Annotated in this window: 23 protein-coding genes; 7 read left to right on the top strand and 16 right to left on the bottom strand. The window is 71.1% G+C overall.

Going from position 1 to position 24,787, the window contains the following annotated elements:
- Positions 1-16: 16 nt before the first annotated feature.
- Entirely contained in the window at positions 17-739 is a 723-nt protein-coding gene (locus tag JD292_RS02740) for a ferritin-like fold-containing protein (protein WP_200131197.1), read from the bottom strand.
- A 140-nt stretch (positions 740-879) separates the two neighbouring features.
- On the opposite strand from JD292_RS02740, the gene JD292_RS02735 reads away from it, so the two are divergent.
- A complete protein-coding gene (locus JD292_RS02735; RefSeq protein ID WP_439649258.1) occupies positions 880-2,430 on the top strand; it encodes a DEAD/DEAH box helicase in 1,551 nt (516 codons plus the stop codon).
- Between the two features lie 62 nt (positions 2,431-2,492).
- Here JD292_RS02735 and JD292_RS02730 read toward each other — a convergent pair whose 3' ends face one another.
- Both JD292_RS02730 and JD292_RS02725 read right to left on the bottom strand, forming a co-directional pair.
- Complete coding sequence (locus tag JD292_RS02730) at positions 2,493-3,344, bottom strand: PHP domain-containing protein (protein WP_200131196.1); 852 nt, start codon at positions 3,342-3,344, stop codon at positions 2,493-2,495.
- Between the two features lie 78 nt (positions 3,345-3,422).
- Complete coding sequence (locus JD292_RS02725; RefSeq protein ID WP_200131195.1) at positions 3,423-4,175, bottom strand: SDR family NAD(P)-dependent oxidoreductase; 753 nt, start codon at positions 4,173-4,175, stop codon at positions 3,423-3,425.
- A 140-nt stretch (positions 4,176-4,315) separates the two neighbouring features.
- Between JD292_RS02725 and JD292_RS02720 the strand changes: the two genes are divergently transcribed.
- Complete coding sequence (locus JD292_RS02720; RefSeq protein WP_200131194.1) at positions 4,316-5,701, top strand: aminopeptidase P family protein; 1,386 nt, start codon at positions 4,316-4,318, stop codon at positions 5,699-5,701.
- A gap of 45 nt (positions 5,702-5,746) precedes the next feature.
- On the opposite strand, the gene JD292_RS02715 is transcribed toward JD292_RS02720, so the two are convergent.
- The 5 genes from JD292_RS02715 to JD292_RS02695 all read right to left on the bottom strand — a co-directional run bounded on the left by JD292_RS02715 (position 5,747) and on the right by JD292_RS02695 (position 11,562).
- Complete coding sequence (locus JD292_RS02715) at positions 5,747-7,360, bottom strand: phytoene desaturase family protein (protein ID WP_200131193.1); 1,614 nt, start codon at positions 7,358-7,360, stop codon at positions 5,747-5,749.
- Positions 7,361-7,385: 25 nt separating this feature from the next.
- Positions 7,386-7,781 (bottom strand): YchJ family protein, encoded by a 396-nt coding sequence (locus tag JD292_RS02710; RefSeq protein WP_200131192.1) that lies wholly within the window; start codon positions 7,779-7,781, stop codon positions 7,386-7,388.
- Positions 7,778-9,487: a DUF885 domain-containing protein gene (locus JD292_RS02705; RefSeq protein ID WP_200131191.1), complete on the bottom strand. Its 1,710-nt coding sequence runs from the start codon at positions 9,485-9,487 to the stop codon at positions 7,778-7,780. The genes JD292_RS02710 and JD292_RS02705 overlap by 4 nt, the downstream gene beginning before the upstream one ends.
- A gap of 69 nt (positions 9,488-9,556) precedes the next feature.
- Positions 9,557-10,192, bottom strand: a complete 636-nt coding sequence (locus tag JD292_RS02700; RefSeq protein WP_200131190.1) for a response regulator — start codon at positions 10,190-10,192, stop codon at positions 9,557-9,559.
- Entirely contained in the window at positions 10,189-11,562 is a 1,374-nt protein-coding gene (locus tag JD292_RS02695; protein ID WP_200131189.1) for a sensor histidine kinase, read from the bottom strand. Before JD292_RS02695 ends, JD292_RS02700 begins: the two co-directional genes overlap by 4 nt.
- Before the next feature lie 167 nt (positions 11,563-11,729).
- Here JD292_RS02695 and JD292_RS02690 point away from each other — a divergent pair, with 167 nt between their 5' ends.
- From JD292_RS02690 to JD292_RS02680, 3 genes are all read left to right on the top strand, one after another.
- Positions 11,730-12,821 (top strand): ABC transporter permease, encoded by a 1,092-nt coding sequence (locus tag JD292_RS02690; protein ID WP_200131543.1) that lies wholly within the window; start codon positions 11,730-11,732, stop codon positions 12,819-12,821.
- Positions 12,818-13,546 (top strand): ABC transporter ATP-binding protein, encoded by a 729-nt coding sequence (locus JD292_RS02685; protein WP_200131188.1) that lies wholly within the window; start codon positions 12,818-12,820, stop codon positions 13,544-13,546. The genes JD292_RS02690 and JD292_RS02685 overlap by 4 nt, the downstream gene beginning before the upstream one ends.
- A gap of 77 nt (positions 13,547-13,623) precedes the next feature.
- A complete protein-coding gene (locus JD292_RS02680; RefSeq protein WP_200131187.1) occupies positions 13,624-13,851 on the top strand; it encodes a hypothetical protein in 228 nt (75 codons plus the stop codon).
- A gap of 73 nt (positions 13,852-13,924) precedes the next feature.
- Here JD292_RS02680 and JD292_RS02675 read toward each other — a convergent pair whose 3' ends face one another.
- Positions 13,925-15,511 carry an aminotransferase class I/II-fold pyridoxal phosphate-dependent enzyme gene (locus JD292_RS02675; RefSeq protein ID WP_200131186.1) on the bottom strand — a complete coding sequence of 529 codons (1,587 nt, stop codon included), beginning with the start codon at positions 15,509-15,511 and terminating at the stop codon, positions 13,925-13,927.
- A gap of 124 nt (positions 15,512-15,635) precedes the next feature.
- Between JD292_RS02675 and JD292_RS02670 the strand changes: the two genes are divergently transcribed.
- Complete coding sequence (locus JD292_RS02670) at positions 15,636-16,550, top strand: LysR family transcriptional regulator (protein ID WP_200131185.1); 915 nt, start codon at positions 15,636-15,638, stop codon at positions 16,548-16,550.
- 9 nt (positions 16,551-16,559) lie between these two features.
- Here JD292_RS02670 and JD292_RS02665 read toward each other — a convergent pair whose 3' ends face one another.
- The 7 genes from JD292_RS02665 to JD292_RS02635 form a co-directional block, all read right to left on the bottom strand.
- Positions 16,560-18,086: a DHA2 family efflux MFS transporter permease subunit gene (locus tag JD292_RS02665; protein ID WP_200131184.1), complete on the bottom strand. Its 1,527-nt coding sequence runs from the start codon at positions 18,084-18,086 to the stop codon at positions 16,560-16,562.
- 66 nt (positions 18,087-18,152) lie between these two features.
- Entirely contained in the window at positions 18,153-18,905 is a 753-nt protein-coding gene (locus JD292_RS02660) for an amino acid ABC transporter ATP-binding protein (RefSeq protein WP_200131183.1), read from the bottom strand.
- Entirely contained in the window at positions 18,902-19,774 is an 873-nt protein-coding gene (locus JD292_RS02655) for an amino acid ABC transporter permease (RefSeq protein WP_200131182.1), read from the bottom strand. The genes JD292_RS02660 and JD292_RS02655 overlap by 4 nt, the downstream gene beginning before the upstream one ends.
- Positions 19,775-19,787: 13 nt before the next feature.
- A complete protein-coding gene (locus JD292_RS02650) occupies positions 19,788-20,633 on the bottom strand; it encodes an ABC transporter substrate-binding protein (RefSeq protein ID WP_200131181.1) in 846 nt (281 codons plus the stop codon).
- 123 nt (positions 20,634-20,756) lie between these two features.
- Positions 20,757-22,070: an amidohydrolase family protein gene (locus tag JD292_RS02645; protein ID WP_200131180.1), complete on the bottom strand. Its 1,314-nt coding sequence runs from the start codon at positions 22,068-22,070 to the stop codon at positions 20,757-20,759.
- 9 nt (positions 22,071-22,079) lie between these two features.
- Positions 22,080-23,732 carry an adenosylhomocysteinase gene (locus tag JD292_RS02640; RefSeq protein WP_200131179.1) on the bottom strand — a complete coding sequence of 551 codons (1,653 nt, stop codon included), beginning with the start codon at positions 23,730-23,732 and terminating at the stop codon, positions 22,080-22,082.
- Positions 23,725-24,333, bottom strand: coding sequence for a hypothetical protein (locus JD292_RS02635; protein ID WP_200131178.1), 609 nt, complete (start codon positions 24,331-24,333; stop codon positions 23,725-23,727). The genes JD292_RS02640 and JD292_RS02635 overlap by 8 nt, the downstream gene beginning before the upstream one ends.
- Before the next feature lie 77 nt (positions 24,334-24,410).
- Here JD292_RS02635 and JD292_RS02630 point away from each other — a divergent pair, with 77 nt between their 5' ends.
- Positions 24,411-24,734: a GNAT family N-acetyltransferase gene (locus tag JD292_RS02630; RefSeq protein WP_200131177.1), complete on the top strand. Its 324-nt coding sequence runs from the start codon at positions 24,411-24,413 to the stop codon at positions 24,732-24,734.
- The last annotated feature ends 53 nt before the right edge of the window (positions 24,735-24,787 follow it).

Genomic DNA, 24,787 nt, shown 5'->3' with positions numbered 1-24,787 from the left:
GGATCCGGATCGATGATCAGGCCGTCAGCCCGAGGGCGTCCATTCGCCTGATGTGGTCCGCGATGAGCTCGGTGAAGACGGGCTCGACCTCGCTCTCGTCGAACGCGCGGTGCTCACTGAGGTTCAGGACCGCGCGGGAGACGAGAAGCGTGTCGCCGACGAGCCTGCGCCCCCACAGCGCGAGCCAGCTCCCGAGCTTCTCGTCGCTCTCGAGCTCGGCCTCGAGCAGGGCCTTGAGCTCGGCCCGACCGGTTTCCCGCTGCAGGATCGAGATCGCCTCGGCGCGGAAGCTGTCCTTGAGCCCGCCGGCAAGACTCGCGAAGAAATCGTCGAACAGGCCGCCGACCAGGTAGAGAGACAGCAGATGCTGGTGCCAGTCCGTCGTGTCGATGCGCTCGACGTAGTCCTCGATCACCGAGGAGAACGGCGCCATGACGGTGTGCGGTTCGACGCCGCGCGCCCGGAGCTCAGCGGTGAGTCGCTGATGCTTCTCGAGCGTCTGCCCGGCAACGCGGGCGAGCACGTCCTTCGCCTGCAGCGTCGCTGCGCCGGAGACGGCGCGGGTGGCGGCCTCGTAGAGCTCGAGCTGGAGGTAGGCCGTCAGACCGAGAAACGGGAGCATGCCGGGAGCGAACTCCGCGAGCTCGACCCGCTCGGTGTCTCCGACGTCGCCGCGGGAGCGTAGCTTGCGCGCGGGGGCTTTCGATTTGCCCCTGAGGCTCTGGATCCACTCGAACACCCTGCCAGCTTAGCGCCGCGGGAGACGCCTCCTGGAATAGACTGGGCCGCGTACGTATTCATCGTCGGCGCCATCGGAGCGCCGGCCGCTGCGCCTCGGGTGAGATCGGCGCGGCACCGCACCCACGAAGAGAGACGCACGTGACGACTTTCCAGGAACTCGGCGTTGACCAGGACATGGTCGACGAACTCGCGAAGCGAGGCATCATCGAGGCCTTCCCGATCCAGGAGCAGACGATCCCCCTCGCCATCTCGGGCCAGGACATCATCGGCCAGGCGAAAACGGGAACCGGCAAGACCTTCGGCTTCGGGCTGCCGCTGCTGCAGCGCATCGGCAGCGAGCCGGGCGACGGCGTGCAGGCGCTCGTCGTCGTTCCGACCCGCGAGCTCTGCGTGCAGGTGTACGAGGACCTCGAGCTGGCCTCCGAGGGGCGCGCGGCCACGGTCGTCCCGATTTACGGCGGCAAAGCGTACGAGGGCCAGATCGAGCAGCTCAAGGCCGGTGCGCAGATCGTCGTCGGCACGCCCGGCCGCCTCCTCGACCTCGCGAACCAGCGTCTCCTGAACCTCGGCAACGTCCGCGAGATGGTGCTCGACGAGGCGGACAAGATGCTCGACCTGGGCTTCCTCGCCGACATCGAGAAGCTGTTCTCGCTCACGCCGCCCTCGCGCCACACGATGCTGTTCTCGGCCACGATGCCCGGCACGATCGTCACCCTCGCGCGCCGCTTCATGTCGAACCCGATCCACATCCGCGCGACCGACCCCGATGAGGGCGTCGCTCAGGCGAACATCGAGCACATCATCTACCGCGCCCACTCCCTCGACAAGGACGAGGTCATTGGCCGGATCCTGCAGGCCGAGGGCCGAGGCAAGACCGTCATCTTCATGCGCACCAAGCGCGCAGCAGCGAAGCTCCAGGAGGAGCTCAACGATCGCGGCTTCAACGCGGCGTCCGTGCACGGCGACCTGAACCAGGACCAGCGCGAGCGCGCCATGTCCGCGTTCAAGGCGGGCAAGAAGGACATCCTGATCGCGACCGATGTCGCCGCGCGCGGGATCGACGTCGACGACGTCACCCACGTGATCAACCACACGGTTCCCGACGACGAGAAGACCTATCTCCACCGCGTCGGGCGCACCGGCCGCGCCGGCCGCACCGGCATTGCGGTCACGTTTGTCGACTGGGACGATCTGCACAAGTGGGCGCTCATCGACCGCGCGCTCGAGTTCGGGATCCCCGAGCCGATTGAGACCTACTCCTCGTCTCCGCACCTGTTCAGCGACCTCAACATCCCCGAGGGATCGAAGGGCCGCCTGAAGGCGACCCCGGTGAAGGAGCGCACGGGCCAGGGCGGCGATCGGGGACGCGGCCGTTCGGGCCGCGGAAGCGGCGAGGGATCCGGGTCCGGCGACTCCGGCGAGGGGCGCACGCGCACCCGTCGCCGCACCCGCAGCGCGAACCCGCAGGGTCGCGGCCGTCACGAATCGCACGGGCACGAGCAGCACGGACACGACGCGGAGGGCGGCGGCGAGCCCGGCGCTCCCCTGGCCTCGGAGAAGCCGTCCGGCGAGGACGCACCCCGCCGCAGGCGCCGTCGCCGCCGCGGCGGTCGTGGTGTGGCCGGCGGCGAGACGCAGGGAGCCGCGAGCCCCGAGTCCGGCGCGAGCGAAGCAGTCTCCGCCGAATAGTCGAATCGCGCCGAGGGCCCTCCAGGGAAGCTCCTGGAGGGCCCTCGGCGTTCTCGCGGGGTTCAGCGCGGTTGAGCGAGCCCCTCGCGCAGCCGCGCCACCGTCTCCGCCGTCGTGCGGCACGCCCCCAGGCGGTTCGGCTTGCCCGCCCCGTGGTAGTCGCTCGACCCCGTTGCGAGCAGGCCCAGCTCGGCAGCCGCGGCCCGCAGCGGGGGCACCCAGTCGGCGCGGTGCTCGGGGTGCTCCAGCTCGACGCCGCGCAGCCCGGCCTTCGCGAGGGAGGAGAGGTCGGCGACGCTGACCGGCTCGCGCTGACGCTCAGCTGCGGGATGCGCCAGTACCGCCGCCCCTCCCGCGCGGTTCAGGAGCCTGATGGCTTCGTCGGTCTCGATCGCGTGCGTACCGAGGTAGTACGGGGATCCCGGGTACAACACCTGGGCGAAGGCCGCGGAGCGGTCGCTGACGTACCCGGCAGCCACGAGCGCGTCGGCGATGTGGGGGCGGCCGATCGTGCGCTCGTCGTCGTCGCCGATGACGTCCTCCCAGGTGATCGCGAAGTCCCGCGCCACGCGCCTGACCATCTCTCTCGCGCGCTCGATCCGCGATTCGCGCACCTCGGTGAGCGCGGCCCCGAGCTCAGGATCGGCGACGCGGAACCCGTACCCGAGCAAGTGGCGGGAGCGGCCCCTGAACTTCGTGGTGATCTCGATGCCGGGCAGGAAGTCGATGCCAGCAGCCGCGGCCGCCTCGCGCGCCTCGTCCCAGCCGTCCATCGTGTCGTGATCCGTCAGGGCGAACCCCTCGAGGCCGATCGCCGCGGCTTCGAGGGCGATCTCGGCCGGCATCGTCGTGCCATCGGAGCGCGACGAGTGAGTGTGCAGGTCGTATCCACCTGAGGGCGCGGACTCGGTCATCCCCTCATCATATGCACGGCCGAGCGGGAGTCCCGGCGCGCGGCCCGGGCTGTGGCACTCGCCGGGCCGCCCAACGGGCTACTGCGCGGTGTAGCCGCCGTCGACCAGGTGATAGCTGCCGGTGACGAACGAGGCGGCGTCGCTCGCGAGGAACGCGACGAGCTGGGCGACCTCTTCCGCCGTGCCCAGCCGCCCTATCGGGTGCTTTGCGACCAGGGCGGCGCGTCCGGCGTCGTCGAGCGCGGCGAGCAGCGGCGTGTCGATGTATCCGGGCCCCACCGAGTTCACCCGCACGCCCTGGGTCGCGTACTCGAGGGCGGCGGTCTTGGTGAGGCCGACGACGGCGTGCTTCGTAGCGACGTAGGCCGGGGAGCCCGGCGTTCCGACGCTGCCGAGGATCGAGGCGAGGTTGACGATCGCCCCGCCGCCGTGCTGCGACATGGCGTTGACCTGGGCGCGCGTGCCCTTGAACACGGCGCTCAGGTTGATGCCGACAACTTTCTCCCAGCCCTCGTCGCTGTACTCCCCCGTCGGCGCCACCGGGCCGCCGATGCCGGCGTTGTTCACGCCGATCTTCAGCGGGCCGAGTGCTTCTGCGGCCCGGATGGTCTCCTCCACCACGGCCGTGTCTCCCGCGTCGCCCACGACGGACGTCGCGGTTCCGCCGGCGGCCCGGATCTCCTCGACGACGGCCTCGGCTGCCTCCGCCTTGAGGTCCTGGACGACGACGCTCGCACCGTTCTCGGCGAGGAGCAGCGCGACGGCCCGGCCGATCCCGGATCCCGCTCCCGTGACGATGGCGGAGCGATCGGATACCTCGTACGTTGCCATTGAACAGCCCTTTCTCTCAAACGAGCCGGGCGACCGGTCGTGCCCGGTGCTCCGACGCTAACCGAGAATCCTGACCGCCCGCGGGGCGTCGCCGGGCACCTCCGTCCCTCCGTGTCAGCGGTGAGTGGCAGGATGGAAGCATGACCGAGACCGCGCAGCAGGCCACCCACGAGGTGGAGATCGATAACAGCAATCGCAACACCACCCCGAAGACGGACGTCTTCGTCGACTACATCTCGTCGAACTGGGCCGAGCGCGAGGCCGAGACGCCCGCGCTCATTCCGGCGGCGCCGTTCGCCGCGCGCCGCCGCGAAGCCCTGTCCGCGCTGTTCCCCGGAGAGCGCCTGGTCATCGAGGCCGGCCCCATGAAGCAGCGCTCCAACGACACCTTCTATCAGTACCGCGCGCACAGCGCCTTCGCGCACCTCACCGGCTGGGGCTCGGAGAGCGAGCCAGGCGCCGTGCTCGTGCTCGATCCCGTCGAGGACGGCCACCAGGCCACCCTGTACTTCCGCGAGCGCGCGGGCCGCGACAGCGACGAGTTCTACGCGAACCCCGAGATCGGGGAGTTCTGGATCGGTGCGCGCCCCTCGCTCGGCCAGGTGGCGCAGGCGCTCGGCGTCCGCACGGCCCACATCGACGAGTTCGCGGCTGGCGATGCCGACCGCACGCTCGCCGATGATGAGCTCTCCTGCGCCGCGTCCGAGCTCCGCCTCGTGAAGGACGAGTTCGAGCTCGCCGAGATGCAGGCCGCCGTCGACGCCACCGCGGCCGGGTTCGCCGACGTGCTCGGCGCGCTTCCCGCCGCCAGCGCGCACGCCCGCGGCGAGCGGATCGTGGAGGGCGTGTTCAACCAGCGCGCCCGCCTCGACGGCAACACCGTCGGCTACGAGACGATCGCAGCGTCCGGCCCGCACGCCTGCACGCTGCACTGGATCCGCAACGACGGTCCGGTGCTCGAGGGCGACCTGCTTCTCCTCGACGCCGGCGTCGAGCTCGACAGCCTGTACACGGCCGACATCACCCGCACCGTTCCCGTCTCGGGAACGTTCTCCGAGGTGCAGCGCCGCGTCTACGAGGCCGTCCTCGAGGCAGCTGACGCCGCGTTCGCGATCGTCCGGCCGGGCATCCGCTTCCGCGACGTGCACGCCGAGGCGATGAAGGTCATCGAGCGCCGCACCCGCGAGTGGGGCTTCCTCCCCGAAGAGGACGGCACGGCGTACTACCGCCGCTACATGGTGCACGGCACGAGCCACCACCTCGGCCTCGACGTGCACGACTGCGCGCAGGCTCGCCGCGAGATGTACATGGACGGCGTTATCGAGCCGGGCATGGTGTTCACGATCGAGCCGGGCCTCTACTTCCACTCCGACGACCTGACGGTGCCCGCGGAGTACCGCGGCATCGGCGTCCGCATCGAGGATGACGTCGTCGTGACCGAGGACGGCTGCGTCAATCTCTCGGCGGGCATCCCCCGCTCCGCGGACGCGGTCGAGGCCTGGGTTCAGGGCGCACGGACCGTCTGAGCGGTGACGCCCGGGCCGGCCCGTTCGCGGCCCGGGCATCCGCGCTCACGCTTCGGAGAGCATCTCCAGCGCCGCCTGCGCGGCGTTGTGCCCGCCGATCCCGCTCACGGCGCCCCCGCGCCGCGCCCCCGAGCCGCAGACGAGGAGCGACGGCAGCTCGGTCGCCACGCCCCACCGGGCAGCGGGGGTATCGAGCGCCTCGTCGTCCTCCGCGAACGGCCACGAGAGCGCGCCGTGGAAGATGTCCCCGCCCACCATGCCGAGCGATTCCTCGAGATCCCGCGTGGTCCGCGCCTCGACGCACGGGGAACCGTCGGGCGCCCGGAAGATGCAGTCGGCGATCGGCTCCGCGAGCACGGAATCCAGCGAGGCCTGCGCCGCGGCGAGCAGCTCCTCCCTGCGCTCGGCGTTGTTCGCGGCGTCGACGAGCCGATCCGGCACGTGCAGCCCGAAGAGCGTGAGCGTCTGCGCCCCCGCCGCCCGGAGTGACTCCCCCAGGATCGACGGATCGGTGAGCGAGTGGCAGTAGATCTCGGAGGGGAGCGGATCCGGCAGCTTGCCGGCGGCGGCGGTCGCGTGCGCAGCGTCGAGCTGCGTCAGCGTCTCGTTGATGTGGAACGTCCCGGCGAACGCGGCACGCGGGTCCACGTCCGCGTCGCGCAGCTTCGGCAGGCGCGTGAGCAGCATGTTGACCTTCACTTGAGCTCCCTCGGGACGCTCGGGCGCCTCGAACACCGAGGCGCGCGGGGCGCCCCCGGCAGCGAGGAGGCGCTCGAGCACGGCCGGACCCACTCCCGACATGACGATCCGCCCGCGGAGCGCCGACTCTCCCGCGGCCGAGCGGAATCGGACCGTCCCGTCCTCGGTGATCGCGAGCACCTCGGCGCCCGTCGCGAGCTCCGCCCCCGCCTCCCGCGCAGCGCGCTCGAGTTCGCCGCTCACGCGTCCCATACCGCCGACTGGCACGTCCCAGTCGCCGGTGCCGCCCCCGATGACGTGGTAGAGGAAGCAGCGGTTCTGCCGCAGCGACGGATCGTCGGCCGTGGCAAATGTCCCGATCAGGCCGTCGGTGAGGGCGATGCCGCGCGCAATATCGGTGCTCAGCGCCTCCCGGATCATGCCGCCGAGGGGGCGCTCGAAGAGGTCGGCCCAGAGCTCGTCGTCGCCGAGTTCCGCCCGCACTTCGGAGCGGCGGCGAAGCGGCTCCGTCACGGTCGGGAACAGCTGCCGCGCGACCGGGGCGAGCCGCTCGGAGAAGGCGGCGAAGCGCTCCGCCTCGGCCCGATCCCCCGTCACCCGCTCGAACGACGCCGCGGTGGCCTCGGCATCGCCGTTGTCGACGAGGATCCCGCGATCTGGATCAGCGGGGTCGGGCGTGTAGGACGAGTAGCGGCGACGGGCGAGCTCGATCCGCAGGCCGAGATCGTCGATGATGCGCCGCGGCAGCAGACTCACGAGGTAGGAATAGCGCGACAGGCGAGCCTCGACTCCCACCCACGGCTCCTCGGAGACGGCCGCGCCCCCGAGGTGATCGAGCCGTTCGAGCACCGCGACCGATCGCCCGGCTCGCGCGAGATAGGCGGCCGCGACGAGCGCGTTGTGCCCGCCTCCGACGATCACGACATCATGGGTGAGTTCTGCGCTGTCCACATTGACCATGAGCACCACCCTAGCGGGCCGCTGATCAGCCGATCTCACCGTCCAGATAGACCCAACGCCGATCGTTTCCCTCCCGCACGAAGCGGCTGCGCTCGCGGAGTTCGATCCGTCCCTCCGGCCCGCGAGCGATCGCGGTGAACACGACGATCCCGCTCTCATCGAAGGGACCACCGGCCTCGGTCTCCTCGATGAAGAGCCGCAGCCAGCGTGTGTCCGGATCCGGATCGAGTTCCGCGCGATCCGGGCGGGTCGCGCGAGCCCAGCTCGCGAAGAGGTAGTCGCCCAGGCCGAGGGAGAACGCGGAGAATCGTGAGCGCATCAGGCGTTCAGCGGTGGGCGCCTGCACGCCGGCGTGGAGCGGTCCACAGCACTCCGCGTAGCGGACGCCGCGACCGCACGGGCACGGATCGTCGGGGCTCACGCGCGTCCCGACGCGAACTCGCCCCGCATGGCGCGCTGCAGCGTGTCGAGTCGGACGCCACCGAGGCTGAGGGCGTCGCGGTGAAAGTCGCGCACGGAGAACTCCCGCCCCTCGGACTCGGCACGCTCGGCGGCTTCGAAGCGAAGGTTTTCCCAGATCCGCTGCCCGATCTTGTAGGCGGGCGCCTGCCCGGCCCAGCCGAGGTAGCGAAGCACCTCGAAGCGCAGGGACTGCGGGTCGATGTGCACGTGCTGCGCGAAGAACTCGAAGGCGGAATCGCCGTCCCAGACGCGACCGTCGGGTCGCCGCTTGCCGAGGTGCACGCCGATGTCGAGCACCACGCGCGCCGCGCGCATGCGCTGCCCGTCGAGCATGCCGAGGCGATCGGCCGGGTCGTTCAGATAGCCGAGCTCGTCCATGAGGCGTTCGGCGTAGAGCGCCCAGCCCTCCGCGTGCCCCGAGGTTCCCGCGAGCTGGCGCCGCCACTCGTTGAGGGAGCCCCGATTCACCGCGGCCTGTCCGATCTGCAGGTGATGGCCGGGAACGCCCTCGTGGTAGACCGTCGTGAGCTCGCGCCAGGTCGAGAACTCCTCGACGCCGGCGGGGACCGACCACCACATCGTTCCCGGCCGCGAGAGGTCATCGCTCGGGCCCGTGTACATGACCCCGCCCTCCTGGGTGGCGGCGATCCGGCAGTCGAGGCGACGGATGCCGGACGGGATATCGAACTGGGTGACGCCGAGCTCCTCGACCGCCCGGTCGCTCTTCGCCTGCATCCACTCGCGGAACGCCTCGGTTCCGCGGATGCGGCGCGCAGGATCCGCGTCGAGCCGCGCGATGGCCTCCTCGACGATGCCCGAGCGCAGCGGCCCGCCGACGATCTCCGCCGCGATCCGCTCCTGCTCGTGCGTCATGCGCGCGAGCTCCTCGAGGCCCCACTCGTAGGTCTCGTCGAGGTCGACGCGGGCGCCGAGGAAGCCCTCGGAGGCGAGTTCGTAGCGCTCGCGGCCGAACGCGTCGCTCGCGGCCCCCTGCGGGGCGACCTCGCGCGCGACGAACTCTGCGAGCTCCCGGTATGCGCTCGATGCGGTTGCCGCCGCGGCGGCGACCTCGAGCGCCACCGAGGAACTCGCGCCGGAAGCGGGATCGGCAGAGGCGGCGAGCTTCCCGAAGAAGCCCGGTTCGTTGGGGGTCCCCGCGGTGCGCCTGAGCTGCGCGACGACCTCCTCGATCTGCCGGATGGCGGGCGTCTGTCCACGCTCGACGCCCTCCGCGAGCGAGCGACGATAGCCCGCGAGCGAGTCCGGGACCGCGCGCAGGCGCTCCGCGACGAGCGCCCACTCCTCGTCGTTCGACGTCGGCATCAGGTCGAATGAGTCGCGGATCCGCTGCGGAGGCGATTCGATGACGTTGAGGTCGCGGCGGTACTCCCCCGCGTCGTAGAGCGCGAGCCCGTGGCGCAGGACCGATTCGAGGTCGGCCCTCGTGACGGCATCGACCTCATCGACCGGCGAGGTCGAGAGCAGGCTCACCAGGGTTTCGCGGGTCGCGTGGGACAGCGCGAAAGCCCCCTCCGGCGAGAAATCGGGCAGCGCGGCGTTCGCGCGGCCGATGTACGTGCCGATCGTGGGATCGTGGGCGACGAGGGTGGTGACCCAGTGTTCGGCGACAGCGTCGATCCGGGTCGGGGTTCTGGATTCGGTCACCCCATTACCCTATGACCTTGCAATGAGCGTTGTGCGCAGGACGCCCCGAAAAATCGTCCTGAGTTCACCTCAGCGCAGCACCCCGGCCTCGCGAGCCGAGGCCACGGCTGCCGTCCGCGAGGAGACCCCGAGCTTCTCGTAAATGTGCACGAGGTGCGACTTCACGGTCGCGTCGCTGGTGAACAGCTCGGAGGCGATCCGCGAGTTCGACGCGCCCTCCGCGACGAGACCGAGCACCTCGATCTCCCGCGCGCTCAGGCTGAGCTGCGGGGCCCTGAGCCGCGCGAGCAGCCGCCCGGCGATCGCCGGAGCGAGCGCGCTCTCCCCCGCGGCGGCGGCTCGAATGGCCGCGATGAGATCGGCCGGCGGCGAGTCCTTCAGCAGGTAGCCGCTCGCACCGGCCTCGACTGCGCCGAGGATGTCCCCGTCGGTGTCGTAGTTCGTGAGCACGAGCACGGCCGGCGCGGGGAGCTCCGCCCGGATCCGCCGCGTCGCCTCCGCGCCCGTCGCCGCAACATCCGAGGCACTCGCCCCGAACTGCAGGTCCATGAGCACCACATCCGGGTTCAGCGACGCGGCGAGCGCCACGGCATCCGCGGCGGTGGCGGCCTCGCCGATCACCTCGAGGTCCTCCGCTCCCTCCAGGAGGGCGCGGATGCCGGCGCGAACGACCGGGTGGTCATCGGCGAGCAGGATCCTGATCATCGTTCTTCCCCTTCTGCCGTGAGCGGCGCGGGACGGTGCTCCCCGATCCGCACCACGAGTTCCGTACCGCGCCCCGGGTGCGAGTGCACATCGAGCACCCCGTCGAGCTGTTCGACGCGCTCGGCGATCGCGCGCAGCCCGAAGGACTCGCCGGCGCCCGAGTGCTCGGCGGCACGCAGCGGATCGAAGCCCGTGCCGTCGTCCTGGACGGTGAGCGTGGCCGAGCCGGATCGAGCCGCTCCCGCGGCGGCTTCCCCCGGCCCCTCCGCTTCGGCGAGCGCAATCCGCACCCGGTTCGGCGACGCGTGCCGCACCGCGTTCGACACCGCCCCCTGAGCGATCCGCAGCAGCGCGGACTGCACGTCCATCGGCAGCTCCGTGCGGTCGGGCGCCTCCACGATGAACTCGATCCCGGTGCGACGCTCCTGCTCTTCCGCCAGCCGGCGCAGGGCCGACGGCAGCCCCTCGTCCAGGGCGGGCGGCGCGAGTTCCCTGATCAGGCCGCGGGTCTCGGCGAGGCTCTCGGCCGCGGTCTCGCGGGCGAGCCGGATGTGCCGCACCCCGGCGCCCGCCGGACCTGCGTCGCGCTCGGCCGCGTGGAGGAGCATCTGGATGCTGGAGAGTCCCTGGGCCACGGTGTCGTGGATCTCCCGCGCGAGGCGCGCCCGCTCGGCGATCGCCCCGCGTTCCCGCTCGGTTTCCGCCAGCCGCTCGCGGGTCGTGAGCAGTTCGCTCAGCAGTTCCTCACGCTCGCGCGCCTCGCGAACGAGCGCGCGATAGCCGAGGCCGATCAGGATCGCGACCCCCGCTCCGAGCAGCGGCCCGACGATCACCCCGAATCCGAAGCCGAGATGGGTGCCGAGGCCGAGGATCGCGAGCCCGGTCGACAGCACGATCGCCACATAGCCGAGCGGCCCGGGGATCAGATGCAGGAAGAGGAAGAACAGCGGGAACACGATGTATGCGCCCTCGGGGGCGAGCCAGACGAGCCCCGCCCACAGCGCCGTGAGGGTGAGCACCCAGATCACGCCGCGGATTCCCGGTCCCGCGGCCGGCGCAGCAGCCGCCGCACCCGGGGCAGCAGGAGCGGCCGTGGCTGCGGCTCGTGACGAGCCCGCGAGCCCCGCCGCACCCGCGAGACCCGCCGAACCCGCGGAGCGATCCTGGCGGGCGCGCATGCGCCGCGCGCCGATCGCCCCGGCGAGATACACGACGATCAGCAGAATCGCGAGATCGCCTCCCCAGGCGCCGGCGTGCCCGCCGCGCAAAAACGAGGCGATCGCCGCAAACGCCGCGAGCCCGAGGAAGAGCGCGTGCAGGCCGATCCGGAGCACGGTGAACATCGGGGCGAGCGCAGCATGAGGTGCCATTAATCCCCCAGCGTATTCCCGCGGCGCCGATCACGCATCAACCGAAAGTTCGAGCGGTCGTCGCCGGATGGTGCACCCGGGAACCGTGCGAAGCCCCGATGCCGGAAACCGTGCGCCGCGGGAGCCTGGATATGGCGTCGCAGACGGCGTCGCCGGAAAGGTCTCACGTGTTCGTCGCTTGGAGGGATCTGCGGTTCGCCCGCGGACGATTCTTACTCATCGGGGCGGTCGTCGCCCTCATCACCCTGCTCGTCGGCTTCCTGTCGGGACTCACCGGCGGGCTCGCCTCGCAGAACATCTCCTCGGTGCTCGCGATTCCCGGCGACCAGCTCGTGCTCGCGAAGCCGGCGACGGGACAGCCGTCGTTCGCGAGCTCCACGATCACCGAGGACCAGGCGGCCGCGTGGGAGAACGCCTCCGGCGTCGACTCGGTCCTCCCGATCGGGATCACGCAGAGCCGCGGCGAAAGCGCGGACTCGGAGGGCACGCAGGGCATCGCGCTCTTCGGCATGCCGAGTCCAGCTAGCCCGGCGCAGGAGACCGAGCTCACGAGGCTGACGCCCTCGGCCGACGACGAGATCGGGCTCTCCAGCGGCGCGGCCTCCGCCCTGCGGGCGAAAACGGGAGACACCGTCACGATCACCGGCAACGACTACACGGTCGCCTCGGTTGGCGGCGACTCCTGGTACAGCCACACCCCCGTCGTCGCAATGACGCCGAAGGCCTGGTCGGACGCGAACAAGCGCGTCGGAGGCACCGGCGAGGCCACCGTGCTCGCCGTGACGGGAGACGCCGACTGGGCGACGATCGCGAGCGACACCGACACGAGCGCAGCAACCGTCGTCGGGAGCCTCACCGCACTCGAGGCGTTCAAGTCCGAAATCGGGTCGCTCGGGCTCATGATCGCCCTGCTCTTCGGCATCTCGGCGCTCGTCGTCGGGGCGTTCTTCACCGTGTGGACGATGCAGCGCGCCGGCGATGTCGCCGTTCTCAAGGCGCTCGGCGCGACCACGTCGTCACTCGTCAAGGACTCGCTCGGCCAGGCGCTCGTTGTGCTGCTGCTGGGCATCGGCGTCGGGCTCCTCGCCGTCGTCGGATTCGGATCGCTCGCGGGAACGGCGCTGCCCTTCCTGCTGAGCCCGCTCACCACACTCGCGCCAGCCGCGATCATGACCATCCTCGGCCTGGGAGGCGCCGCTGTCGCGCTCCGCTCCGTCACCAAGGCCGACCCCCTCACCGCACTCGGGAGCCACCGTTGATCTCACTCGAAAACGTCACCCTCACGTTCCCCGACGGCGATAGCCGCGTCACCGCGGTCGACGACGTCACCCTCGCGGCGCCGGCCGGCGTCGTGACCGGCATCACGGGCCCCTCGGGCTCCGGGAAGTCGAGCCTCCTCGCCGTCGCGGCGACCCTCATCAAACCCGACTCCGGTCGGGTCATGATCGACGGCACCGACGCGGCGAAGCTCGGTAAGCGCGAAGCGGCGGCGCTGCGCCGCGAGCGGATCGGCATCGTCTTCCAGCAGTCGAACCTCCTGCCCTCGCTGACGGCCCGCGAGCAGCTGCACGTCATGGCCGAGCTCGGCGGGGAGCACACCGGTCCGCGAACCCGCCGCGCGATCCGAGCACGCGCTGACGAGCTCCTCGACGCCGTCGGACTCGCTGCGCAGGCGGGCAAGCGGCCCGCTCAGCTCTCGGGTGGGCAGCGCCAGCGCGTCGCGATCGCGCGGGCGCTCGTGCACGAGCCGGGCGTCCTCCTCGTTGACGAACCGACGAGCGCGCTCGACCGCGAGCGCGGCGCGGAGATCATGGGGCTGATCGCGCGGCTCACGCGAGAGCAGGGCACGGCCACCCTGCTCGTCACGCACGATCTCGTGCACTCGGGCGCTCTCGACGCTCTCGTGACGGTGGTCGACGGGGCGATCGTGTCGAGCGTCGACGAGCCAGGACTCCTGCGCGAAACGGCGGCCGCGGCGGTGTGAGCGCACGCCGCCCCTGATCCGGGCTAGGATGGGGGTATCGGCGCGCCGCGCCACGTTCGACCACGCGAGGAGACACCGTGAAGTTCCGCACCCGCATCGCAGCTGCCGCCGTCGCAGCGACCGTTTCGCTCTTCGTCGCGACGCCCGCGTTCGCGTCGGGCGGCGGCGACGACACCCACTCGATGTTCTCCTCGGCGGGCCAGCCCGTCGACGTGGTGGCGATCTCGATCACCGGCGTGATCATCCTCGCGGTCGTGCTCATCGGCTCGACGCTCATCGGCAACCTCTTCGAGAAGAAGAAGTAACCGCAGCGCCAAACGCGTGAAGGGGAGGGACTTCGGTCCCTCCCCTTCGTCGTTTTCGCGGACCGCTCCTCGGCTACTCCTTCACGACGCGGATCGCGCTCACGCGCTCGTCGACGGCCCCGCGGACGTATCCCGTCGGTGACGCGGCGACGGCCGCGAGGAACGCAATCGTCTCCTCGGTGACGACCTCCCCCGGCAGCAGGTTCGGAATTCCAGGCGGGTACGCCGCGAGCGTGTCGGCGGAGATGCGGCCGACCGCCTCGGCCGCGGGAACCGTCTCGCTCTCGCCGAAGTACGCGTCCCGCGGCAGCATCCGCAGCTCGCCCGGTTCGGGAAGCTCAGGGAATTCGACGGCCTCCTGCGCTGCCTGCTCGGCCGCGGAGTCCGCGACGGCGGATAGGGCCGCCATGAACCGGTCGACATCGATGTCGCGGAGCGCCCCGATCACGGCCACGACGCTGGTCGCGGTGGACATCTCAAGGTAGATGCCGTGCTCCCAGCGCATCTGTCCGCGCACCCAGTGGCCGCTCTGCCCGGTGCCGGACACGTCGATCGGCACGCGGAGCTCATCGGTTTCGACGATGTCGGGAAAATCGCCGAAATCGTCGCTGATCACGCGGTAGCGCGAATCCAGGCGGACGCGCTCGCGAATCTCGCGAGCCGACGCGAGCGCGAGTTCGATCCGGTCGGCCCCCGTCGCGATCGCGCGCCTTGCCGCGTCGAGCGAGGCCATGAGCACGGCGCTCGCAGACGTCGAGGAGGTCATGGAGAAGGCGCGCTCGACGAGGGGTTCGAGACGCTCGGCGAAGGGGCCGTGTCCGAGGTGCAGCATCGCGGACTGCGTGAGCGAGCCAGCGAGCTTGTGGGTGCTCGACACAACGAGGTCGGCGCCGAGCCGGACCGGCGACTCCGGAAGGTCGGGATGGAACCCGAAGTGCGCGCCCCACGCACCGTCCACGATGAGCGCGGCACCGTGCGCGTGGGCTACCTCGGCGAGGCCGGCGACGTCGGCGGTCGAGCCGAAGTAGCTCGGCGAAACGACGTAGATGCTGGAGACCGCGCGGCCGGCGCCCGCTTCGCGTTCGAGGGCGGCCTCGAGCGCGGCGGGCGTGAGCCCGTGGGCAATCCCGTGCACGCTATCGACGTTCGGGGCGACGAACGACGGGATCAGCCCGGAGAGCAGCACGCCGTCGGTGAAGCTCGAGTGCATGCTCCGCTGGATCATCACCCGTTCCCCGAGCCCGCGCGCGGCAATCGCTGCCGTGCGGTTGGCCTGCGATGCCCCGTTCGTCAGGAACCAGGTGCGCTTGGCGCCCCAGGCGTCGGCTGCGAGGCGCATGGACTGCTGCAGCGGCGTGTCCTCTCCCAGGTCGATGCCCTCGAGCATGAGCGGGACGTCCCGCTCCGCGATCATCGGCCCGAACAGCTCGGCGATGTGCTGCGCCCCGTTCTCGGGGTCGTTTCCGTGCCCGGGAACCATGAGCGAGTGCGGGTTCGAATCGCCGAAACCCGCGATCGCATCGGCGTAGGGTGCGGTCCACTGCTCCGGCGCGACGGGTCGCGCCTCGCGCTTCCCCGCGCGGGAATCGCGCGCCGGTGCTCCGCTTCCGTTCGATACGGTGTCGGACTGGGGACGGGTGGAGTCGGTCTGGTGCAGCATGTCGCCAGAATGGCGCGAGAATCCCGGGAAAGGAATCCCCGAACCGTCACGATGGCACCATATACTGTCTGGAGCCAATGCGGGCGATTCACCCCCGCGGCTCCAGAGGAAGCAGGGACCAACGATGATCGATCTCCGACAGTTGCAGGCCCTCAGCGCCGTCTCCGCGGAGGGATCCGTCGCCCGCGCCGCTGCGCGACTCGGCTGGAGCCAGCCCACGGTCGACTACCACCTGCGCAACCTCGACCGACTCGTCGGGACCGACCTCACCACGCGGAGCACGCGCGGATCGAAACTCACGACGGCGGGAACGCTCATGCTGGAACGCGGTGAGGAGATCCTCTCGCTCGCCGATCGCGCGCTCACCGATGTGCGCGACCTCGCGCAGCTCGGGCGGATACGCCTCCGCTTCGGGACGTTCCCCACCGCGGCCGCCCGCCTGCTCCCCGGGATCTCGAGCCGCGTCGCAGAACTCGGCATCGAACTCGACGCCACCCTCGAGGAGCTGCAGCCCCTCGTCACGCGAGTCAACCAGCACACGCTCGACGCGGCGCTCGTCTACGCCGCGGGCGGCTACCAGCTGCCCTTCCGCTCCGAGGTCCACACGACCCACCTGTTCACTGACCCGATGCTGCTCGCACTACCGGCAACGCACCCGGCCGCGAAGCTCCGCTCCTTCGACCGCGAGGCCCTGCTCTCCCTGTCCGACGAGAGCTGGGTGATCGGCTCGACCCCGGGCGACACGCTCGACGACCTGCTCCGGGACCTCTTTCAGACGGAGGGCCACAAGGTTGACGTGGCGATCCGCACCGACGATTACTCCGTCGTGCTCGGCCTCATCGCCGCGGGCATGGCGGTCGCCCTGGTCCCGAGCATCGTGGGCAACAACCCGCCGGAGGGCGTCGTCCTGCGCCCCATCGACGACCCGCGCTTCGCCAGGGAACTCCTGCTCGCGGCCCCGGCCGGCCCCGGAGGCCCCTCGGCGGCCGTTCGGCAGCTCGCCGAGGCGGTGAGACGCTCGATTTCGGCGCTCGGGTGAACCGCCGGCCTATTCCTTCGGCGCCTCGTCCCGCACGAAGAAGGCGATGAGCACGCCGACCGTCGCGGTCGCGCCGCCGAGAAGGAACGCGGCCCGCGTTCCCGCCGACAGCGCGTGCGGATCGATCTGCGCGGCGCCTCCCGCCGCCTGCACCGAGACGAGGGTCATCACCGTCACGAACAGGGCCGTCCCCGCGGCGCCGGCGACCTGCTGCACCGTCGAGATCATCGCGCTGCCGTGCGATGCGAGCCGCGGCGGCAGCGAGCCGAGCGACACCGAGAACAGCGGGGTGAAGACGCCCGCGAGGCCGATGCTAAGGAGCACGTGCGTGCCGAGCACCTGCCAGGGCGTCGTCGTGTCGGTGAACAGGCCCATGGCCCACAGCGCGAGCGCCGTCACCATCGTCCCGGGGATCAGCACGAAGCGCGCGCCTCGCGTGTCCACGAGGCGTCCGACCCACGGCCCGAGCAGGCCCATGAGGAGGCCGCCGGGCAGGAGCAGCAGACCGGTGCCGAGCGTGTCGAGGCCGAGCACCGTCTGCGCGTAGATCGGCAGCAGGATCAGGGATCCGAACAGCGCCATCGAGCTGAACACGAAAAGGACGACCGAGAGCGCGTACGGCCGGGACTGGAAGGTGCGCAGATCGAGGAGCGCCCCATCGCCGCGCTGGAGCACGATCTGGCGCCAGATGAACAGGCCGAGCGCCACGACACCGGCGCCGATGGGAGCCGCTGGCGGCACGGGCGGGGCCCCGTGAGCGACGTCGCCGATGAGGCTGAGCCCGTAGACGAGGCCGCCGAACGCGAGCGCGGAAAGGAGCACGGAGAGCAGGTCGATTCTGATCTTCCGGGGCTCGCTGACGTTGGGCATGCGGGCCATGCCGATGAACAGCGCGGTCGCCGCGATCGGGAGCACAAAAATGAAGAGGAAACGCCAGTTCAGCGAGTGCAGCACGAGCCCGGAAATGGTCGGGCCGAGCGCGGGGGCGACGGACATGACGATCGCGATCCGGCCCATGATCCGGCCGCGCTGATGCTCGGGAACGAGGGTGACGACCGTCGTCATGAGCAGCGGCATCATGATGGCGGTGCCGCTCGCCTGCACGATCCGGCCGACGAGGAGGAGTTCGAATCCCGGCGCGCACGCCGCGATCGCGGTGCCGAGCGTGAACAGACTCATCGCCGCGATGAACAGCGGACGCGTGTTGATCCGCTGGATGAGGAGGCCCGTGATCGGGATGACGACGCTCATGGTGAGCAGGAATGCCGTGGTGAGCCACTGCCCGGCCACGGCGGTGATGCCGAGGTCGGCCATGAGCTTCGGCAGGGCGACGCCCATGACGGTCTCGTTGAGGATCACGACGAAGGCCGACGCGAGGAGCAGCCACACGGCGAGCTGTTCACGCGCGCCGAACACCCGCTCCCGCGGCTCGGGGGCGGGGACGGGGACGGGAACGGGGCCGGTGCTGAGACCGTATTCGGGGACCGGAATGGAACCGGTAACGGGCTCGGACGGCCCCTCGACAGAATTCGACATAAGGGGTCTATGGTACCCGGTCCGAATGCCCCAACACACCGGACACGGGTGAACTGCCCGTTGCGGCTACCCGAACGGCGTGTGGAGCCGCCTGAGGAACTCCCGGGTCTCCTCCCGCTCGGGATGCGCGAAGATCTGCTCGGGCGGGCCGCTCTCGATGATCACGCCGTCCTTCAGGTACACGACCCGATCGGCGACCGCGCGCGCGAACGACATCTCGTGGGTGGCCATGACGATCGTGGAACCCGCGTCTTTCAGCTCGCGGACGAGGTCGAGGACCTCGCCGACGAGCTGCGGGTCGAGGGCGCTCGTGATCTCGTCGAGCAGCAGGAGCTCCGGATCCGTGGCGATCGCGCGCGCGATGGCCACGCGCTGCTGCTGGCCGCCCGAGAGCCGGTCGGGGTACTCCCCCGCCTTGTCGGAGAGGCCGATCCGCTCGAGGAGTGCCCGCCCCTTGCGCTCGGCCTCGGCGCGCGGCGTGCCGAACACCTTGCGGTCCGCGAGGGTGACGTTGTCGATGGCGTTCAGATGCGGGAACAGGTTGTAGTGCTGGAACACGACGCCGATCCTGGCGCGCACGGCGTCGGCGTCTGCGCGCGGATCGGTGATGTCGTCGCCTGCGAGCAGGATCCGGCCGTCATCGACCTGCTCGAGCAGGTTGACGGTTTTCAGGAGCGTCGACTTGCCCGAGCCGGAGGCGCCGATGAGCACGACGACCTCGTGCTTGGCGACGTCAAGGTCGATCCCCCGCAGCACCGGGTGCTCACCGAAACGCTTGTGCACGCCCTCGATCGCAAGGACAGGTCCTGACTCGTTCATACGGATCCCCCGATCTGCTCGCGTTTCTGGGCGCGCGCCGTGATCCAGTCGGTGAGCCGGATGAAGGGCAGCGACAGCAGCACAAAGAGCACGCCGGCGAGCACGTAGGGCGTGAAGTTGTAGCTGGAGGCGACCTCGATCTGGGCCGCGCGAATCGCATCGACGGCGCCGAGGACCGAGATGAGGCCGACGTCCTTCTGCATCGACACGAAATCGTTCATGAGCGCCGGCGTCACCTTCCGCACCGCCTGCGGGAGCACGACGAGACGCAGCGTCTTCCCGTGGCTCAAGCCGAGTGAACGCGCCGCGAGTCGCTGCGACGGGTGGACGGCCTCGATGCCGGCCCGGAGCACCTCGGCGACGTACGCCGAATAGCACAGGATCAGGGCGATCGTGCCCCAGAACTGGGGCGGCATGCGGCCGGTGATCTCGAGACCCGGCACGCCGAAACCGACCAGGTAGAGCACGAGCAGCACCGGGATGCCGCGGAAGAAGTCGGTGTAGACGGCGGCCGCGAGCCGGATCGGCGTGAACACCGCCCCGCGCAGCGTGCGCGCCACCGCGAGCAGCGTGCCGAGGATCGCGACGCCGATCGCGGCGATCACGAGCACCTGGATGTTCAGCCAGAGCCCCTCGATCACGCGCGGGAAGGCCCCCATCGCGACGTCCCAGTCGAAGAACGTCTCCCGCACGCGCGCCCAGCCGGGGCTGTTGACGAGGACGAGGACGAGGACCGCCGCGAACACGAGGGTGCTCGCGACGCTCACGAGCACCGAGCGCGCCTTGCGCGCGCGGCGGAAGGCGCGCCGTTCGAGCTCGATGGCACTCGGCTCGAACGGCGCTGCCCCGCTTCCGGGTGTGCGACTCACGCTGCGCTGCGGCTTACTTCAGGACCGGAGCGCCCTGATCGGCGATCCACTCCTTCTGGAGCTTGTCGAGCGTGCCGTCCTCGCGGAGGGCATCGACCGCCTCGCTCGTCTTCTTCGTGAGCTGCGAGTCCTTCGGCAGGACGAAGGCGAACTCGTCGCCACCGGCGTCCGACTCGAGCTGGCCCACGATGACGCCGTCCTCCAGCTGAGCGCTGCTCACGTAGAACGCGCCGGGGAGGTCGGTGACGAGGGCGTCGATCGTGCCGCTATTGAGTGCCGCGACCGCGTCGTCGACGCTGTTGAACACCTGCAGCTTCTTCTCGGGCGCCATGACCTTCTCCGCGACGGTGAGCGAGGTCGTGCCGGAGGCGACGCCGATCGTGGCCGACTTGAGGTCTGCGATGCTCTTGGCGCTCGCCGCCTTCGTGCCCTTTGCGGCGACGACGGCCTGCGTGGTCTCGTAGTACGGCGAGGAGAAGTCGACGGCCTTCTTGCGCTTCTCATCGACCGAGAACTGCTGGATGTTCAGGTCGAAGTCCTTCGGTCCCGGGGCGATCGCCGCGTTGAAGTCGGTGCGCACCCAGACCACGTCCTCCTTCTTGTACCCCATCTTCTCCGCGACGGCGTAGGCGACGGCGGACTCGAAGCCCTTCCCGTTCTCGGGATCGTTGTCGATGACCCACGGGCCGTAGGCGGGCTCGCCCGTGGCGATCGTGAGCTTGCCCTCGGTGACCGGGCCGGGACCCGAGGCGCCCTCCGAGGGGGAATTCCCGCCGCCGCCGGCGGTGCAGGCGGACAGGGCGAGGATGGCCGCGGCGCCAGCGGCGAGCACGGCGACGAGACGGGACGGACGTGACATTGAGGCTCCTAGTGACGGTGGTGTCCGCGCCGGGCTGCGCCGGCGCACGGGTTCATTCTACGGATCGCGGCCCTCTCCGCAGCGGCGCGTCGTCATCTGGGGACGCACGCGCCGGGCCGGGCATCAGGCGGTGCCTGTGGAGAACCGTTCGGTCCCGCCGATGATCGTGCGGCGGGCACGGCCAGCGCCGTCCTCGACGAGCGTCGCGAGCGCGACGTCCGGGTCCCGGGAGTCGACCTCGAACATCGCGAGATCGGCGACCGCTCCGACGCCGAGCTGGCCGATCCGTTCCTTCCCCACGTGCAGGCCGAGCGCGGTGGCGCCTCCGAGGGTCGCGGCGACAAACAGGCGCTGGTGCAGATCATCGCCGCGATATCCCTGTTCGCGAGCCACGCGGTAGAGCACAGCGACGTCCGCGAGCAGGTCGAGGGAGGGCGATGAGGAGAGCGAGTCCGTCCCAACGGCGATGGGGTTCCCCTCGCGCAGGTACGCGGCGACGGGCGGCATGTCGAGGCCGATCACGGCGTTGGACCGCGGGCAGAGGGCCACGCTCGTGCCGCGCGTGCGCAGCAGCGCCCGATCCTCCGCGCTCACATACACGCCGTGCGCGATGTGGCAGTCGGGGCCGAGCACGCCGAGGTGGTCGACGAACTGCGTGGAAGACACTCCGATGCCGTGGGAACGGAGCGCGCGGAAGCTGTCGGCCCCGAGTTCGGGCCATTCGCCGTGGCCGGCAGGCCCCGCGTAGCCGTCGATGCCGTCGAACTCGCGCTCCATGTGCGCCTCGGCGAGGTGGATATGCAGTCGCAGCCCCTCCTCGCGCACGATGTCGGGAAGCTCAAGCAGCGGCTGCACCTCGAGCGAGTAGGGGGCGTGGGGCGATACGCCCGCGCCGGGAGGCGAGGGGATGCTCCGGATCTGGGCCCGCACCTCGTCGCGCGCCCGCTCGTCCCAGTCGGCGTTGCTCTTGCCGTAGACCTCCCAGTAGGAGATGCCGTGGAGGCCGGCATCGTGCAGCGCCCCGATCGCCTCGCGGTCGGTGACCACGTCGGCCGCTGCCGTCACGCCCGCCGCGATGCTGAGCGCGGCGCCCTCGGCGGCCGCGGCCGCCCAGTCGTGCGGTCCGCGCTCGTAGACGACGTCGAAGGCGTCACCCCAGTCGTCGAAGCCCGTGTAGTCGCGCGCAGCGACCTCGGACATGTGCGTGTACTGCAGGTGCGTGTGCGCGTTCACGAGCCCCGGGGCGATCACCCCGTCCCAGCGCTCCTCCCGGAACGCCGATCCGCGCGCCGAGAGGGCCTCGAGCACCCAGCGGCGATCCCCCACGTGCAGGATCCGGCCGTCGCGGACCGCCACCGCCCCGTCCTCGATTCGGGGACTCGTCACCGGGAAGACGAGGGACGCGCTGTAGACGACGGTTTCGGAGGGAGTGATCACCCGTCGAGTCTAGGCCCGGCTCCCGTACCGGTGCGTGCGCCAGTGCTGCGCCGCGCCGCCCGGCCGAGCGCTTTCCACCTCGGCTTCGGCCTCCGCGCCGCGGGCCGCGAGGGAGGCCCGGGCAACGGCCGCCTCGTCCGCGGCCGAGACGGTGTGCACGCCCGCGGGAAGATCCTCGGAAATGAGTCGGATCAGGGCCGCGAGCTGCGTTGCGAAGGAGAGGTCCATGATCTCGACGGGGTTTCCCTCCCCCGCCGTGTAATTGACGCCGCCGCCATCCGCGAGCACGATCGGTCCGGACGCCTCACCCGGGGCGATCCACTCGGAGCGATCTTCGCCGAGTCGACGCTCCGTCCACCCCAGTGTCCGCAGCGTCCCGAGCGCGAGTTCGTCGTCGATGCCGCCGGCCACCGCCACCGCGGTGCCGGGGGCGAGCGCCGCGAAGTGCTCGGCGGTGAGCGTGTGCCAGACCCCCGTCGCGCTCACGACCACGTCCGCACCGGCGAGCCCCTCCCGGAGCGAGACCGCCGCGTGCCCGTCCAGGTGCGCCGCGAGCGCCCGCACCGGATCCCGCTCGACGACGCGCACGCGCGCGCCGAACGCCGCGGCGAAGCGCGCGACGCCCTCGCCCACAGGCCCGTAGCCGATCACGGTCCACGCCTCCCCCGCGGCCCCGACGGCCCGCTGGCGGGGATCGGTCCCCGCCGCGGCAGGCGGGTCGAGCAGATCGAGGATCGCGGTCACGCACGTCTGCCCCGTGCCGATCCGGTTGTCGAAGCCCGTCTTCGTTCGCGCGTCATTGACGGCGATCACGGGGATCGCGAGCGATCCCTCCGCCACCATTTCCACGAGCGGGCGGACGCCGCTCGTCGTCTCCTCCGCCGCCCCGCGGAGCGCGTCAAGCGCCCCGTTCCGCTCCGTGTGGGCGAGCCGAAGGAGGTGGGATCCGTCGTCGATCAGGAGTTCAGGCGCCCAGTCCAGGATCGCGGCCGCGTTCGCGGCGTCCACGCGCCCCGCGTCCTCCTGGTCGACGGGAGCCGTCGGCGCGAACACCGCGACGCCCCCGCCGAGCTCGAGCGCCGTAGCGACGGAGGGATCCGTCTCCGAGACCGCGCCGAACACCGCGACCTCGCAGCCCGAGTCCGCGAGCGTGCGCGCGAACGCGGCCGTCTTGGGCTCCAGCACGAGGCTCACCGCGAGCCGCGGACGATCGCGGGCAGAGGCGGCCAGCAGCCGGGCGGCGAGCGCCGCGGTCGCCGGCATCCCCGCGGCGGCCCACGCGATCCGCGACTCGGCGTCGGCCGCGCGGGAGGACCGCGAGTGTCCCGCGGGATCGGCGTATACCGGCGGGAGCCCGCGGGCCTGCGCCGCGGCGGCGATCGCGGAGTCCGGGACCGCCGCGACATCGTCGACGAACACGAAACCCGGCCGGTCCGGCCCGTTCTCGGCGTTCTCGGTCGCGCCGTCCCGCGCCATCCGCCCGGTCGCGCCGTCCTGCGCCAGCCGGACGCCGCAGGCGGTGAGGATCCCGCGGAGGGACCGGGCGATCTCCGGGTCGCTGACGCGGACCTCCGAGACACCGCCGGAGAGCAGTTGATTTCCCTCGCGGGCGGCCGCGCGCACCGCTCGGGCTGCCGCTCGGAACGCGTTCGCCTCAGCCATCGCTCGGCTGCTCCCGCTCGTCCTTCTGCCCCGGTTTCGACCCCTGTTTCTGCCCCTGGGCCTCCCACTCGGAGCACGCGAACGCGGGATCGTCCGGGAGCGCGAGCGCCTTCCGCGCCGCGGCGGCGGCCTTCCCGGACTCCTCGGCGCCCTTCCAGGTGTAGTTCGCGAGTTCTTCGGCCGAGAGCTTCGCGACCCGTGCGGCCTGCCGCTCATCCTCGATCAGGGTCTGACGCACGTTCTCGACGGCGGGTGCGGCCGCTTCCGGCCACTCGGACACCGCGGGATCGAGGCGCTTCGCCGCCGTGGCGCTCGCCGTCCCGGCGCTCACGAGTGCGCGCTGCGCCGCCTCCGGGCTGCCGTCGCCCCGCTCGAGCGCGAGGCGCAGCCGGTCGATCTGCACGTCGGCCTCATCCCAGGCCGCGTTCACGGGACAGACCGCATCCAGATAGGCGCCTCCGGCCTGGCTCGCGCTGAGCTTCCTGGGCTCGGGCGGCGCGGCCGGGCCGGCGGAGCAGCCGGCGAGCGGGAGGGCGAGCGCTGCGCCCGCCGCGAGGAGCGGGAGCGCGGCTCGCGGCCGGGATCGGGTTCCGAAGGTCACCCCATCAGGGTAGCCACCGCTGGATGGATCCGTCGCGCACGGTTCCGCGATCCGCGCGCTCGGCATAGGCTGAGCGCATGGCCAGATACGCGGATGAGCAGCAGGCGGCGGCGGACGGTTTCCGGATCGTGCACGAACCGGAGAAGTCGCGATACGCGGTGATCACGGGTGAGGGCGACGACGCGAGGCTCGTCGGCGAGGCGCACTACTCACTCATCGGCGACGACGCGATCGACTTCGATCACACGGTCGTGGTCCCGGAGCTGCGCGGCTCCGGCCTCTCCGGGCTGCTCGCCCGTCACGCGCTCACGGGCGACGCCGCGAAGGGTCGCCGGATCCTCGCGTCCTGCTGGTTCATCGAGGGATACCTCGCCAGGCACCCCGAGCTCGCCTCCGACTGAGGCGCTGCCTCGGCGCAGGCCACTCGAGCCTCGACGCAGGCGACTCGAGCCGC

This window comes from Leucobacter edaphi (genome assembly GCF_016522535.1).
GTDB classification, from domain to species: Bacteria; Actinomycetota; Actinomycetes; order Actinomycetales; family Microbacteriaceae; genus Leucobacter; species Leucobacter edaphi.
The sequence above is the reverse complement of the archived record's forward strand: the minus strand, read 5'-3'. Positions and strand labels throughout refer to the sequence as shown.

What these genes read in the sequence shown, in the direction of transcription:
- JD292_RS02730 (WP_200131196.1), bottom strand. Translation starts at nt 3,344, where the DNA reads ATGACCGAGTCCGCGCCCTCAGGTGGATACGACCTGCACACTCACTCG.
- JD292_RS02725 (WP_200131195.1), bottom strand. Translation starts at nt 4,175, where the DNA reads ATGGCAACGTACGAGGTATCCGATCGCTCCGCCATCGTCACGGGAGCG.
- JD292_RS02720 (WP_200131194.1), top strand. Translation starts at nt 4,316, where the DNA reads ATGACCGAGACCGCGCAGCAGGCCACCCACGAGGTGGAGATCGATAAC.
- JD292_RS02715 (WP_200131193.1), bottom strand. Translation starts at nt 7,360, where the DNA reads ATGGTCAATGTGGACAGCGCAGAACTCACCCATGATGTCGTGATCGTC.
- JD292_RS02700 (WP_200131190.1), bottom strand. Translation starts at nt 10,192, where the DNA reads ATGATCAGGATCCTGCTCGCCGATGACCACCCGGTCGTTCGCGCCGGC.
- JD292_RS02695 (WP_200131189.1), bottom strand. Translation starts at nt 11,562, where the DNA reads ATGGCACCTCATGCTGCGCTCGCCCCGATGTTCACCGTGCTCCGGATC.
- JD292_RS02675 (WP_200131186.1), bottom strand. Translation starts at nt 15,511, where the DNA reads ATGCTGCACCAGACCGACTCCACCCGTCCCCAGTCCGACACCGTATCG.
- JD292_RS02670 (WP_200131185.1), top strand. Translation starts at nt 15,636, where the DNA reads ATGATCGATCTCCGACAGTTGCAGGCCCTCAGCGCCGTCTCCGCGGAG.
- JD292_RS02665 (WP_200131184.1), bottom strand. Translation starts at nt 18,086, where the DNA reads ATGTCGAATTCTGTCGAGGGGCCGTCCGAGCCCGTTACCGGTTCCATT.
- JD292_RS02660 (WP_200131183.1), bottom strand. Translation starts at nt 18,905, where the DNA reads ATGAACGAGTCAGGACCTGTCCTTGCGATCGAGGGCGTGCACAAGCGT.
- JD292_RS02650 (WP_200131181.1), bottom strand. Translation starts at nt 20,633, where the DNA reads ATGTCACGTCCGTCCCGTCTCGTCGCCGTGCTCGCCGCTGGCGCCGCG.
- JD292_RS02640 (WP_200131179.1), bottom strand. Translation starts at nt 23,732, where the DNA reads ATGGCTGAGGCGAACGCGTTCCGAGCGGCAGCCCGAGCGGTGCGCGCG.
- JD292_RS02630 (WP_200131177.1), top strand. Translation starts at nt 24,411, where the DNA reads ATGGCCAGATACGCGGATGAGCAGCAGGCGGCGGCGGACGGTTTCCGG.